This is a genomic window from Marinobacter piscis (assembly GCF_007671655.1).
Taxonomy (GTDB): Bacteria; Pseudomonadota; Gammaproteobacteria; order Pseudomonadales; family Oleiphilaceae; genus Marinobacter; species Marinobacter piscensis.
Map to the genome: position 1 here is coordinate 1022108 of NZ_VCGX01000002.1, position 12540 is coordinate 1034647.

The following is a 12540-nucleotide window of genomic DNA, read 5'->3' on the forward strand; positions in this document are numbered from 1 at the left end:
CCGCATGTCTGACTATTTTGACCGCCTGACAAGCCAGGCAGACGACCAACAAGCCCTGGACGAGCCGCAACAGACACCCCAGGCCATGGACGACGTCGATGAACAAGCGGCCGCTGAGGCTGGCCACTACACACCCGGCAAGGTCAAAGCCACCGCCCAGGAACTGCTCAAGTTCGGATTGCTGGAAGCCGACCGCAAACCCAACCTCTACCAGGTTGCCATCACCCAGACCGCGGCGATCAATCAGATTCTGGAACCCTTCGACCTGCGCCTGAAAGTGGACGATGTGCGTGGGCTGGCTTTCCTTGTGGTTTCCGAACAGCTGTTCAGCGAAGGCGAAGAAAACGACGACGAGTGGTCCCATCCGCTGGTGCGCCGTCAGCGCCTGACCATGGAGCAATCCCTGCTGGTGGCCATACTGCGCCAGCACTTTATCGCCCACGAACAGGAAGCCGGTCTTGGCGCCGGCGAAGCCATGGTGGAACTGGATGAGCTACTGCCGCAACTGCAGCTTTACCTGGGCGACACCGGCAGCGACACCCGCGACCAGAAGCGGCTGCGCAACCTGCTGGACAACCTGAAGAACCACGGCATCGTTTCGGACATCGACGCCAACGACCAGGTAATCATTCGCCCGATCATCACCCACCTGGCAAACCCGGAAAACCTGCAGAATCTGCTTCACCATTTCCGGCAACTGGCCGGCCAGCCCGCCCCGCAAGACGCTGACGGAGAGGATGTATGAGCCAGCCCCAGACCGATCTCTTTGCTGCCGAGGTACTACCGCCCACGGCCTATATCCTGACCCACCTGGACCTGTACAACTGGGGGCCTTTCGGGGGGCGGCACTGCGCCGAGATTGACCCGAAAGGTACCGCTATTATCGGCCCCACTGGCAGCGGCAAGACCACTCTGGTGGACGCGTTGATGACCCTGCTGACACAGCAGCCCCGATACAACCTGGCGTCTACTGGCGGCCATGAAAGCGACCGTGACCTGATTTCCTATATCCGGGGTGTATCCGGTGCCGGTAACAACAGCGGCGACAACAGCCATATAGCACGCCCCGGTAAAACCGTGACAGCCGTGAGCGCCCGCTTCGCCAACGGCGACAAGGCCATTCGTATCGGCGCCCTGTTCTGGATCGATGGAAGCAGCTCCGCCGCCAGCGACCTGAAACGCCTGTGGCTGTTTTCAGAACAGGACGACCAGAGCCTGGACACCTGGCTGGCCATTCACCACGAGGGCGGCGCCCGGGAGCTCAAGCAATACGCCAGGGATAATCCCGGCTTACAGGCCAACGACAGTAAAAAAGCCTACCTTGCCCAGGTACGACGCTTTTTCGAAGTGGGGGAAAATGCCTTCACCCTGCTCAACCGTGCCGCCGGTCTCAAGCAGCTCAACAGCATTGACGAAATCTTCCGCGAGCTGGTGCTGGACGACCACTCGGCGTTTGACCGGGCGGCCGAGGTGGCCAGCGAGTTCGACGACCTGGCCGCAATCCACAGCGAACTGGAAACGGCCCGCAAGCAGCACCAGTCACTGCTGCCCATTGCAGAAACCTACGAAAAGCATCAGAGCGCCACGAACGAACTGGATCAGCAGCTGTTGCTGAAAGACATCCTGCCAATCTGGTTTGCGCAAACCGGTTACGAGTTATGGAACGGACGCAAACAGGACCTGGAACGACAGCTTGATGAGGGCAAGGAAACCCTCGAGTCATTGGCCATCACGGTTGCGCGACTCAACAGCAAAGCCGACACCCTGAAAGACATTTACCTGCAGGCCGGCGGAGCCAGCATAGAGCAGCTGAAGGATCAGATCGCCCAACAGAAACGCTGGGTTGAGGATCGAGATCGCCACGCCAGGGATTATCAGACCCTGACCGGCAAGCTTGATCTGGACAGTGCACTGAGCCCCGAAGCATTGGCCCGGAACAGGCAGCTGAGCGAGGAAAAGCTGCGTGAACTGTCCGAACTTGCGGAGACACAGGACGAATCACTGCTCGATCTGCGCCTTCGTCATGGCAAACTCAACGAAACCCTGACTGAACTCAGCGAAGAAATCGACCGCATCAAGGCCCGCCCCGGCTCCAACATCGACGGGCGTTACCAGGAATTCCGCAGCGAACTGGCCCAGGCCCTGAATCTGGACGAAGACAGCCTGCCCTTCGTGGCAGAGCTGGTGGAAGTCAAAGCTGAAGAACGTGACTGGCGTGGTGCCATCGAACGGGCCATCGGCGGGCACCGGCTGCGCCTGCTGGTACCGCCCGCCGCCATGCAATCCGCCCTGGACAGGATCAATAACCGGGACAACCGTCTTCACGTCCGACTGCTGGAGGCCCAGTTGCCCCAGGCCGCTGCACAGTTCATGGATGACGGCTTCACCCGCAAGCTGAACTTCAAGGACCACCCCCACCGGGAGGCCCTGAAGCAGTTGCTGGCCGGCATCGACCGCCACTGCGTGGACTCACCCGAAACCTTGCGCCAGACACCCCACGGCATGACCCAACAGGGGCTGATGTCCGGCAAGAAGGGCCATTTTGAAAAGAGGGACAACCAGCGGCTCGACAAGGGCTGGATGACCGGCTTCAACAACCGTGACCGCCTCTCTGCGCTCAACAACGAGTTGAGCGAAACCCGACAGCAAGCGGACAACCTGGAGCAGCAACTCACAACCGCCCGCAGAAATCTCAGAGACACCCAGGATCAGATAAAACTCTACGAACTGCTTGGCGATACCGAATTCAACGCCATCGACCTGCCCAGCGCACAGCGTGAGCTGGATACCCTGCAAAGCCGGCTGGAGGCCCTGATCGCGCCGGACTCGGATGTGGAGAAAGCCCGGCGGGAATTCGAAACTGTCAGCCAAAAACTGGAAGAAAGCCGGAGACAGCTGTCACAGCAGGAAACCACCCTCGCCTTGCTGGAAGAAAAGCTCAACCAGGCCACGGCCCGCTGCACGGAACTGCTGGACCGGATTGGCGAGGGCCTCACGGACGACCAGCAAAGCCTGGCCGCCAAACACTTCCGCGCCCCGAAAGCGGACCAGTATGAACGCCTGGAAGCCCTGGAGCGGGACCAACGAGAGCAACTGGACAAAGCCATCGGCAAACTGGGCAAACAGATCCAAGGTTACGAGCTCAGCCTGACCCAGCTGATGGAAAAGGCGCTGACCATCGATACCGGGGCGCTGATTGAAACCGGCAGCAACATCCAGGACATCCCGGAATACCTGGAACGCCTGCGGGTACTGGAAGAGGAAGCCCTGCCCCAGAAGCTGGAGCGCTTCCTCAGCTACCTGAACCAGTCATCGGATCAGGGGGTCACCCAGCTACTGGCCCACATCCAGAACCAGGTGGCCATCATTGAGGAACGCATCGCCGACCTGAACGCCACCCTGCGCCGGGTCGACTTCCAGCCTGGCCGCTACCTGCGCCTGGAGCCCCGCCGGGTGACCCACGAATCCCTCCGGAGACTGGAGCGCGCCCAACGCCAGCTGCGGGCGGACGCCCTTAAAGACGACCAGGGCGAAAGCCATTTTAGGGCGTTGCAGAACATGGTGGTCCTGCTGCGGGACGCGGCAGACAATAAACGCACGGTGGGTGCCCGGGCCCTTCTGGACCCGCGTTACCGGCTTCAGTTCGAAGTCTCGGTGCTGGACCGGGAGTCCGGCACGGTGATCGAGACCCGCACCGGCTCCCAGGGTGGCAGCGGCGGTGAAAAAGAAATCATCGCCAGCTACATCCTCACGGCGTCCCTGAGCTACGCCCTGTGCCCGGACGGAGCCACCCAGCCACTGTTCGGCACCATCGTGCTGGATGAAGCCTTTTCCAAAAGCTCTCACGCTGTCGCCGGCCGCATCATCTCCGCACTCAACGAATTCGGCCTGCACCCACTATTCGTCACACCCAACAAAGAGATGCGGCTGCTCCGGGTCCACACCCGATCTGCCATCCTGGTGCACCGGAAAGACCAGCGGGCCACCCTCACCTCCCTGAGCTGGGAAGAGCTGGAGGCCCACGCCAAAAAAATGACCGGGAAAACCCATGAAATCCCCGGCTGAACTGGCAAGCCGCCTGGCCCGGCAATGGCAGAATGCAGACCTGCGGGAACAGCGCCTGTTGCGACCGGGGAGCTGGCCGCTCACCCTGTCTATCGGCAAACCCACCGGCGCAGAGGTCCGGGATAACATCGGGCAAGTGCGGGAACACCTGCGGCAATGGCGGGAGGTGACGACCGGGCAGGTTCAGTGGCAGCCGGTCCGATTCCAGAGCGCCAGCGAAGCCATCGACATTCCCACCCACTGGACACTGGAATCTCCCAGTCAGTGGATACAGGCCACGGGGAGCAATGAGGTAAAGCGGGAATACGATGTGCTGAGTCGCCTGGCCCCTGCCTTGGACCGAAGCTTTCACTCATTGATCGTGCGCCGGCGCAGGCTCGTGCTGGATAAAGCAGAGACCGACGTTATTCGCAGCGGTGAGGTTGCCCTTCGACTCCAGCCCGGCTGCGCAGACGGCAAGCCCCTCAGGGCACTGTCGGTCGCCGGTACTGACACCAAATTCTTCGAGCGCAACCGCCAACTTGTAACGCTGATGCTGGATATCCTGTTTGACGGCCAGGCCAGCGAAACCGGCCTTGAGGCCTTTCTGGGCGCTGAAGACGAAGGCCACCACTGGTTACTCGTCACTGACCTTGATGGCTCGTTATTGCCCTTCTCACAAATGCGAGTCCGGGCCCACGAACTTCAAAGCACGCCTTTACCTGGCGAACGGCTGATATTGGTTGAGAACGAACGCTGCATTCACCAGTTACCCATGATATCCGGTACAGTTGCCGTACTTGGCTCAGGGCTGAACCTATCCTGGCTCAATGCAGCATGGCTGAAACCCCGGAAGACCGCCTATTGGGGCGACATCGACACCTGGGGCCTAACCATGCTGGCCAACGCCCGGAAGCACCTCCCATTGCTTACACCACTGCTGATGGACGCGGTTACCTTCGACACCTTCGCCGGCGCTAGTGCTGTTGAAGAACCACAGCCAGCCACATCAATCACTCCACCTGGATTGACCAAAGGCGAGGCTGAGCTTTACCAACGACTTAAGCAGTCAGACCGGGGCCGGCTGGAGCAGGAGTTTCTGCCGGCCAGTATTGTTCAGACCGCTATTAGTGACTGGGCCCACCTCGAATCAACGGCATGAAACCACTCATGAGCCATTGCTACAAGCACCTGCGTTCTTTGCCAGCGCTAGCGGTCGGGTTACAGGAGTAAAATGCTCGGCGGCGCCCTGACGCATTCGGCTGCCTCGATACCGAGTGAAAATCCGTTACCCTGCCTTTAATCCCACGCTTCCAAAATTTTAATTTTCGATATGCTTCCGAATCAGCTTCAACGCTTCTTCCAGGTGCTCAAACCGATGGCTGCCGCCCTCAAAGCTATGAACCGGAAAATAATCCCCAAGCGCCCTGACGGTGTCGTTCCACGGAATCAGTTCATCCCCCTGATCCAGCAACACAAGCCCGCTGCCATAGTGGGTGAAGGGATAGTAGCTTGAAACCACTTCGTCCGTCAGTTGATAGGCGTGCCCCTGATGATCAACACCCTGCCCTATCCAGGGCTTGAGAGTGTGACCAGGATCCGTCACCGGGTTGATGGCGACAAACGGAATGCCGGATTCGGCACCCAGAATACCCGCCAGCCATCCCCCCATCGAGGTCCCAACCAGAAGGTCCGGGTTCACTTGCACCAGTTTGTCTAGGCTATCTTCAATGACGTCTTCCGAAACTTGAGTGTAATCGATGTCGTGACCATAGACAGGGCCAAGCTTCGCGAGCGCTTTAAGTTTGTCGCTGGTGATATCGAAGCGGCTGGCGAAGCCGTGGAGGTAGTATATTTTCAGCATATCCTTCGCTCTGGACGCGATATGTTTCCTGACCTTAGCACCGTTGCCGGGTAAATGCCTGTTTCACGGCCCAGCTGCTGTCCTCACACAACATCGAATAAAAAAGGGGTGTGGCCGCAACGTGCTCACACCCCTCACTGTAGTTTTCATCCGCCTCATCCGTGAGCTTCTATCGATGGCCGCCAATATGTGTTGTTTCCGAGCCGCCCAAAACCGATTGGCTGGCGCTTTCGATAGGCCTTCCGCTGATTGTCAGCCATGGCACTCTGGGCATCGGCGTCCCGAACATAACGGGCAAGCGTCATCGCAGGGCTGACACCGTAGCGAGCACCGGGCGAGGCACAGGTCCAAATGTGCCGGAGTGCAAGAGCCGCATCAGGGTCTACCTTGTCAAGATAAGCCAGGCCGTAGGCGCAGGCCTCTAAAGTCATGTCGGCATGGTCGCACAACCTTGCAGTTGCTGTCGGCTTACCCCACGTATCATAGGTGTAGGTCTTGCCAATATCGTGCAACAAACCAGCGACGAAACCGAGTTCCTGCAGTTCTCGTGGCATGTCTGGTTCATTGGTCTTCGTCATGACCACTACGTTCTTCGCCACGTCCAAGGAATGAGCCAGCAACCCGCCAGGCTCGTTATGATGGTAATTCCTGCTCGCCGGAGCCTTTAGAAAGACTTCCAGCCTGTCACGGCGCTCCAATACTCGCTTAATGAACATCTGTAACGGGGCTGACTGCAAAGACCGAACCGCAGCCACCAGCTGATCCAGTGCCTCCGGTCTCGGACAGAACGTCCGTGGCAAAGTCTGCAATGCAGGCAAGCCGGCAACGTCTGCCTGCAACAGGCGGCGGATATCGGTCAGCAGGGTCTCACTTTCCTCCGCACCCACACACACCTGCCCTTTGACCACGACCAGATCCATGTGGCCCAAGTGCTCTGGAATCAATATAGAACCAATTACCGCCAGAACCACGATGTCGCTGGCACAGCTGCTCAACCGAAGTTTCAGATACGGAATGCCTTCATCATCAAAACAGGCAACAGGCCCCGTCAGTCGGTAGGTGCCTTTAAAAGTTTCCTGCATCAACGGGCGTAGATCATTCAGTTTCATCACCTACCTCCTTATCGTTTTCGATGACCCGACTCTGAATCAGTCGCTCAAAGGCGCTGCCATCCATGCGAGTCAGGTTCGGGATATAGCGGGAATACACTTTAAACAGCATTTCCGTTGAGGAATGGCCCAGAGTGCGGGCGACCCATTCCGGGTTTTCTCCCGACGCGAGGAGTAGCGTCGCAGCTGTATGCCGGGTCTGGTAGGGTCTGCGTTTCTTCAGCTTGAGGTGTTCCAACAAAGGGTACCAAACCCGCTTGGTCACGTTATTGTGGTCCAGCGGCTCTCCCAGCCGGTTACAAAATACGAACTTGCTGAGTTTGCCGGTTGCCTCGTACTGGGATTTGAGTGCCTGGTACACGGGGCCAAACATTGGAATTTCCCTTTGTGAGCCGTCCGTTTTTGTGTATTCGGTTTGGCCGTGGATAAGTGTTTCACGTACCAGGATTTCCCGCTTTTCAAAATCCACGTACTCCCACTTGAGGCCATCAACCTCCCCCGTTCGCATGCCGGTGTAAAAACGCACCAGGTAATAGTTGTGGTAATCCTCTCTGACCGTTTCGAGAATCTTTTCTACCTCATTCAGGGAGAAAGGCTCGATGTGTACCCTCTGCTGCTTGAGCGGCTTTATGTTCAGATAGGGATTCGTGAAGTCAAACCGCTCAGCCGCCTCCGTTAGAATCATCCGCAAAATGGTCATGTGGCTGTTGATGGTTTTGGGCGCCATCAAGCCACTGGCCCCTCTTCCTTTCCGCCGAGCCATCTTGTTACGAGCGGCCAGAATATCCGGCTTGGAAATCTCGCCTACCCGTTTATCCTTGAAGGCTGGCTTGAGAGAACTGGCCAGGATGGATTCCACGTTGCGAGTGTGGGAGTTCCGCCACTGGATTTTGGATTCGAGGAACCACTGGTCAGCGAAGTCTGCGAACAAAGGAGTATCAGACGCCCTGCCATTTTCTGAGGTATTAGTTGCCCCAGAATTTGCTTGGCTGGCCTGGATCTTCTTGAGATTACGACTATCAGGAAAATACTCCGCATAGTTGAAGTCACCCAAGAGAATCATGGCCTCAACTTTCTGCAAAAGTGCGTTTACACGCTTTCGGTTTTGAGGCGTGTCCATCAAGGCCGTTTGCTCCCGACAACGGTGACCTGCGTACATAAAGTCCAAATACAGCTTTCCGGTTTCTTTCCTTGTCCTGACCTTACCCATGACAAACCACCCCGCTCGCCATGGGAATAGCCAAATGCTCATGCTCCCTGGCACCGTCTAACATTTCCTTTTCGACCTCCTCCCAAAGAAAAAGAATCTTGCGGCGGCCGAACGGCTTGATGTAGTGCTTGCCCTCAAGGAGAACCGTGTCTTTCAGACACTGGCGAATGGTCCGGCAGTCATATTTGATTCGACCAGCCAGCTCTTCAGTGGTCAGATAGGTGTAAGAGTTTTCCATCGAAATATTCCTTCCGCTGCGATATTCTAAATCAACAAAAGACATTCCCTATATCAGAATGTCATCCTGAATGACATTTTAGACAACAAAAGGACATTTGCAAGAGCTTTTTGTCATTCTGGATGACATTTTTTCATTAAGGATAATTTAGAGATGATTCGATGCCACCTGGCCCGCATCATGGGCGAGCACAAAATGAAAATCGTAGATGTGGCGCGAGAGACCGGCCTGAACCGCAACACGGTGACTCTGCTGTATAAAGAGACCGCTCAACGGATCGATCTTGATGCGCTCGACAGACTCTGCAAATTATTCAAATGCGAGGTCAGCGATCTGCTGGAGTTTCAGGAAGACCAGTGAGCAACAATTAAAGGCAACTGGGGTAATGCCAGAGAAGAGGTTGCCAAATGAGGGTTGACCAGGCTATACGCAGCGAGGTTACCCAACCTGTGACAGCAAAAGACTTACGGTCAATCTCACCGAACCATCCAAATGGGGCGTCACAAAGATTGGCACAGATATGTCACATATTCGTCACAGGGAAGTTTGGCGGCCCAAAACGCAAAAAAGGCAGACCAGCAACTAACTGATCTGCCTTTCTTTTATATGGTAGCGGGGGCAGGATTCGAACCTACGACCTTCGGGTTATGAGCCCGACGAGCTACCAGACTGCTCCACCCCGCATCAAACTTTTTGTGAACCAGGTCACCCTGATCAACGTGGCGCGTATAGTAAGGGCTGGAGCGCACAGTGTCAAAGAAAATTTCCAATCTTTCGCAACTCAGCGTTCAAGAATCGCGGTAACCCCCTGGCCGCCAGCAGCACAGATAGAAATCAGGCCCCGGCCACTGCCTTTTTCTTCCAGCAACTTGGCAAGGGTGGCGACAATGCGACCGCCAGTGGCGGCAAACGGGTGGCCAGTCGCCAGGCTACTGCCCTTTACGTTCAGCTTTTCCCGGTCGATGCTGCCCAGCGGCTTACTCAGCCCCAGTTTGTCCTTACAAAAAGCCGGATCCTCCCAGGCTTTCAGTGTGGAAAGCACCTGCGCCGCAAACGCTTCGTGGATTTCATAAAAATCAAAATCCTGCAGCGTCAGCCCGGCCTTATCCAGAAGCCGCGGCACAGCGTAAGTCGGGGCCATCAGCAGCCCTTCCTTCTTATCCACAAAATCGACCGCCGCTACTTCCGAGAAGGTCAGCCAGGCTTTAACGTCCATTTTGTTAGCCTTCGCCCACTCTTCGCTGGCCAGAAGCACACAGGAAGCGCCATCTGTGAGGGCGGTGCTGTTGGCCGCGGTCATGGTGCCCTTTTCGCGATCAAATACCGGCTTCAGAGTCGCCAGCTTCTCCAGCGTGGTGTCCGGACGCAGCACGTTATCCTTCTCAAGCCCCGCAAACGGGGTCATCAGGTCATCAAAAAAACCTTCTTCATACGCCTTGTTCAGTTTCTGGTGGCTTTCCCAGGCCAGCGCATCCTGTTCATCCCGGGGAATAGACCACTCATGGGCGGTTATCTGGGCATGTTCTCCCATGGACATCCCCGTGCGAGGCTCACCATTCTCCGGTATTTCCGGCTTCAGAAACCCGGGGCGGAAACGGCTCAGAATTTTCAACCGCTCGCCGTTGGTTTTGGCCCGGTTCAGATCCAGGAGCATTTCCCGCAAGCCTTCACCCACACCAATGGGCGCATCCGAGGTGGTATCTGTGCCTCCGGCAATGCCACACTCAATTTGCCCCAGAGCAATCTTGTTCGCCACCAGAATGGCCGCCTCAAGCCCCGTGCCACAGGCCTGCTGAATATCGTAGGCGGGAGTTTCCGGGGCCAGACCGCTACTCATAGCGGCTTCCCGGGTGAGGTTGAAATCCCGGGCGTGCTTGATCACCGCCCCGGCAACCACCTCGCCCAGGCGCTTGCCCTGAAGATCGAAACGGTCGACCAACCCGCGCAGGGTCGACGTCAGCAGTTCCTGATTGCTGGCCTTGCTGTAGGCGGTGTTGGAGCGGGCGAATGGAATCCGATTGCCACCGATAATGGCAACGCGACGAACACTGTTCACGCCTTTTGCCGCAGACTGTGCCGTCTCCGATTTCTTCTGGTTGGACTTCTGAGCTTGTGCCATGATGATATCCTTTCGTTAAAGTTCCGGGGTAAAAGGGCATGGAAGCAGTCTAGCGCCAGCAGCAAAACTCACATTGGCATGCCTGACAACCCCTGACAGGCCCCGAGTCAATCACTTGGCTCGCAGATTCTTTACCCTGTGAACCAACGGGTTCCACACAACAATGCAAGGACGAAGCCATGTCTGATATGTATCTCAAACTCGTCAACACCTCGTTGGGCAAAACCGCGGCACAAACGCTCGGGCTGCCCTCCCCTGTGCCACTTAACCGCCTCAAACGTGCCGACCAGCCGTTTATTGAAGGCGATGTACTGGTCGGTGCCGGCAACGGAGGCAAAGCCATTGCCACCTTAGGCAGCGTACTCGGCGCCAGTGCTGCTACCGTTCATCATGCCAGTGGCAAGGCAACTCTGGAAGACTCAGCCAAAGCCGGCAACAAGGCCCGTGCGCTCGACCTGGCCTCCGGCACTGAAAAGCGGTTCTCTGCCCTGGTTTTCGATGCCACCGGCCTCAAAAACCCGGACGACCTGCGGGCACTGTTCGACTTTTTCCAGCCCAGCATCAAAAAACTCAGCACACACGGCCGCGTCGTTATCATAGGCCAGAATCCGGCAACCTGCCGTAAAGCCGCCCACTCAGCTGCACAGCAGGCGCTAGAAGGCTTCACCCGCAGCATTGGCAAAGAAGTCGGAAGAAAAGGCGCCACCGCCAACCTGCTCTGGGTGGCCCCGAACGCCGAAAACCAGCTGGAATCCAGCCTTCGCTTCTTCCTCTCCGCCCGGTCGGCCTTCGTGTCCGGCCAGGTTGTGCGCATCGGCAAGGCTGAAGAGGGCCCTGCAACCAGCCCGGTGGCACCCCTTACCGGTAAAGTAGCCCTGGTTACCGGTGCTTCACGGGGCATTGGCGCCTCGATTGCCAAAACCCTCACCCGCGATGGCGCAACGGTGATCGGGCTGGACATTGAGCCGGCCATGGACGATCTGGAGCAGGTTATGCAGCCGCTTCAGGGCAAAGCCCTGGCGTGCGACATCACGGCGGCCGATGCACCGACAAAAATTGCAGATTTTGTGGAAAAGCACTTTGGCGGGGTGGATCTGGTGATTCACAACGCAGGCATCACCCGGGACAAAACCCTGGGCAACATGCCTGAACACTTCTGGGACATGACCATTGCCGTTAACCTCACGGCCGAAGAACATATCAACGATGAACTGATGAACCGGGAACTGCTCCGGGAAAACGGACGCATCGTGTGCATCTCATCCATCAGCGGCATCGCCGGCAACTTCGGGCAAACCAACTACTCTGCGGCAAAATCCGGGGTAATCGGTTATGTAGAAGCCATGGCCAGACAGGTTAAACAGGGCATAACCATCAACGCCGTGGCACCCGGCTTTATTGAAACCCAGATGACAGCGGCCATGCCCATCACCCTGCGCGAAGCCGGACGGCGAATGAACAGCTTGTCCCAGGGCGGCCAGCCGGTGGATGTGGCAGAAACCATTGCCTGGTACTGCAACCCCACATCCGGTGGTGTAAACGGAAACGTGGTGCGCGTGTGCGGCCAGTCACTGATCGGAAAGTGAAAAAAAAGGGCAAGTCTATCGGACTTGCCCTTTCAGAATCTGGTGGGTGGTACTGGGATCGAACCAGTGACCCTCGCCTTGTAAGGGCGATGCTCTCCCAGCTGAGCTAACCACCCAGAAAAGAGTGGCGGAGCGGACGGGACTCGAACCCGCGACCCCCGGCGTGACAGGCCGGTATTCTAACCAACTGAACTACCGCTCCGCATTGATTCGGCATTAAACCTGAATCGAACACCAAACGCAAGTGTTTGATGCAAATCGTGAAAAGAAGTGGTGGGTGGTACTGGGATCGAACCAGTGACCCTCGCCTTGTAAGGGCGATGCTCTCCCGGCTGAGCTAACCACCCACTTCATAACCTTTCACAGGTAA

Annotated in this window: 10 protein-coding genes and 4 tRNA genes; 5 read left to right on the forward strand and 9 right to left on the reverse strand. The window is 57.1% G+C overall.

The window, feature by feature from the left end:
* Nucleotides 1–4: 4 nt before the first annotated feature.
* Genes FFI95_RS10340 through FFI95_RS10350 form a run of 3 tightly spaced genes read left to right on the forward strand, consistent with a single transcriptional unit; the run spans nucleotide 5 to nucleotide 5206 of the window.
* Nucleotides 5–745 carry a DUF4194 domain-containing protein gene (locus tag FFI95_RS10340; RefSeq protein WP_144822316.1) on the forward strand — a complete coding sequence of 247 codons (741 nt, stop codon included), beginning with the start codon at nucleotides 5–7 and terminating at the stop codon, nucleotides 743–745.
* Nucleotides 742–4065 carry an ATP-binding protein gene (locus FFI95_RS10345; RefSeq protein WP_144822317.1) on the forward strand — a complete coding sequence of 1108 codons (3324 nt, stop codon included), beginning with the start codon at nucleotides 742–744 and terminating at the stop codon, nucleotides 4063–4065. Before FFI95_RS10340 ends, FFI95_RS10345 begins: the two co-directional genes overlap by 4 nt.
* Nucleotides 4049–5206 carry a Wadjet anti-phage system protein JetD domain-containing protein gene (locus tag FFI95_RS10350; protein WP_144822318.1) on the forward strand — a complete coding sequence of 386 codons (1158 nt, stop codon included), beginning with the start codon at nucleotides 4049–4051 and terminating at the stop codon, nucleotides 5204–5206. The genes FFI95_RS10345 and FFI95_RS10350 overlap by 17 nt, the downstream gene beginning before the upstream one ends.
* Before the next feature lie 159 nt (nucleotides 5207–5365).
* Here the strand turns inward: FFI95_RS10350 and FFI95_RS10355 are convergent, their stop codons facing one another.
* From FFI95_RS10355 to FFI95_RS10370, 4 genes are all read right to left on the reverse strand, one after another.
* Complete coding sequence (locus tag FFI95_RS10355; RefSeq protein ID WP_144822319.1) at nucleotides 5366–5908, reverse strand: YqiA/YcfP family alpha/beta fold hydrolase; 543 nt, start codon at nucleotides 5906–5908, stop codon at nucleotides 5366–5368.
* Nucleotides 5909–6063: 155 nt separating this feature from the next.
* Nucleotides 6064–7017, reverse strand: a complete 954-nt coding sequence (locus tag FFI95_RS10360; RefSeq protein ID WP_144822320.1) for a TraI domain-containing protein — start codon at nucleotides 7015–7017, stop codon at nucleotides 6064–6066.
* Nucleotides 7004–8227: an Arm DNA-binding domain-containing protein gene (locus FFI95_RS10365; RefSeq protein WP_144822321.1), complete on the reverse strand. Its 1224-nt coding sequence runs from the start codon at nucleotides 8225–8227 to the stop codon at nucleotides 7004–7006. The genes FFI95_RS10360 and FFI95_RS10365 overlap by 14 nt, the downstream gene beginning before the upstream one ends.
* Nucleotides 8220–8465 carry a hypothetical protein gene (locus tag FFI95_RS10370; RefSeq protein WP_094625544.1) on the reverse strand — a complete coding sequence of 82 codons (246 nt, stop codon included), beginning with the start codon at nucleotides 8463–8465 and terminating at the stop codon, nucleotides 8220–8222. Before FFI95_RS10370 ends, FFI95_RS10365 begins: the two co-directional genes overlap by 8 nt.
* Nucleotides 8466–8618: 153 nt before the next feature.
* Here FFI95_RS10370 and FFI95_RS10375 point away from each other — a divergent pair, with 153 nt between their 5' ends.
* Nucleotides 8619–8825 carry a helix-turn-helix domain-containing protein gene (locus tag FFI95_RS10375; protein ID WP_144822322.1) on the forward strand — a complete coding sequence of 69 codons (207 nt, stop codon included), beginning with the start codon at nucleotides 8619–8621 and terminating at the stop codon, nucleotides 8823–8825.
* Between the two features lie 247 nt (nucleotides 8826–9072).
* Here the strand turns inward: FFI95_RS10375 and FFI95_RS10380 are convergent.
* A tRNA-Met gene (locus tag FFI95_RS10380) sits at nucleotides 9073–9149 on the reverse strand.
* A gap of 97 nt (nucleotides 9150–9246) precedes the next feature.
* On the reverse strand, nucleotides 9247–10584 hold the full coding sequence (locus FFI95_RS10385; protein ID WP_144822323.1) for an acetyl-CoA C-acetyltransferase: 1338 nt from the start codon (nucleotides 10582–10584) through the stop codon (nucleotides 9247–9249).
* Between the two features lie 179 nt (nucleotides 10585–10763).
* Between FFI95_RS10385 and FFI95_RS10390 the strand changes: the two genes are divergently transcribed.
* The gene (locus FFI95_RS10390) at nucleotides 10764–12170 is read left to right on the forward strand and encodes a 3-oxoacyl-ACP reductase (RefSeq protein WP_144822324.1); all 1407 of its coding nucleotides are present in this window, start codon (nucleotides 10764–10766) and stop codon (nucleotides 12168–12170) included.
* 40 nt (nucleotides 12171–12210) lie between these two features.
* On the opposite strand, the gene FFI95_RS10395 is transcribed toward FFI95_RS10390, so the two are convergent.
* The 3 genes from FFI95_RS10395 to FFI95_RS10405 all read right to left on the reverse strand — a co-directional run bounded on the left by FFI95_RS10395 (nucleotide 12211) and on the right by FFI95_RS10405 (nucleotide 12517).
* Nucleotides 12211–12286 (reverse strand) — tRNA-Val (locus FFI95_RS10395).
* Nucleotides 12287–12295: 9 nt separating this feature from the next.
* A tRNA-Asp gene (locus tag FFI95_RS10400) sits at nucleotides 12296–12372 on the reverse strand.
* Between the two features lie 69 nt (nucleotides 12373–12441).
* A tRNA-Val gene (locus FFI95_RS10405) sits at nucleotides 12442–12517 on the reverse strand.
* Nucleotides 12518–12540: the final 23 nt, after the last annotated feature.

Excerpts from the sequence above, each read along its gene's own strand:
- FFI95_RS10340 (WP_144822316.1), top strand. The coding sequence starts at position 5 with ATGTCTGACTATTTTGACCGCCTGACAAGCCAGGCAGACGACCAACAA.
- FFI95_RS10345 (WP_144822317.1), top strand. The coding sequence starts at position 742 with ATGAGCCAGCCCCAGACCGATCTCTTTGCTGCCGAGGTACTACCGCCC.
- FFI95_RS10350 (WP_144822318.1), top strand. The coding sequence starts at position 4,049 with ATGAAATCCCCGGCTGAACTGGCAAGCCGCCTGGCCCGGCAATGGCAG.
- FFI95_RS10355 (WP_144822319.1), bottom strand. The coding sequence starts at position 5,908 with ATGCTGAAAATATACTACCTCCACGGCTTCGCCAGCCGCTTCGATATC.
- FFI95_RS10360 (WP_144822320.1), bottom strand. The coding sequence starts at position 7,017 with ATGAAACTGAATGATCTACGCCCGTTGATGCAGGAAACTTTTAAAGGC.
- FFI95_RS10365 (WP_144822321.1), bottom strand. The coding sequence starts at position 8,227 with ATGGGTAAGGTCAGGACAAGGAAAGAAACCGGAAAGCTGTATTTGGAC.
- FFI95_RS10370 (WP_094625544.1), bottom strand. The coding sequence starts at position 8,465 with ATGGAAAACTCTTACACCTATCTGACCACTGAAGAGCTGGCTGGTCGA.
- FFI95_RS10375 (WP_144822322.1), top strand. The coding sequence starts at position 8,619 with ATGATTCGATGCCACCTGGCCCGCATCATGGGCGAGCACAAAATGAAA.
- FFI95_RS10385 (WP_144822323.1), bottom strand. The coding sequence starts at position 10,584 with ATGGCACAAGCTCAGAAGTCCAACCAGAAGAAATCGGAGACGGCACAG.
- FFI95_RS10390 (WP_144822324.1), top strand. The coding sequence starts at position 10,764 with ATGTCTGATATGTATCTCAAACTCGTCAACACCTCGTTGGGCAAAACC.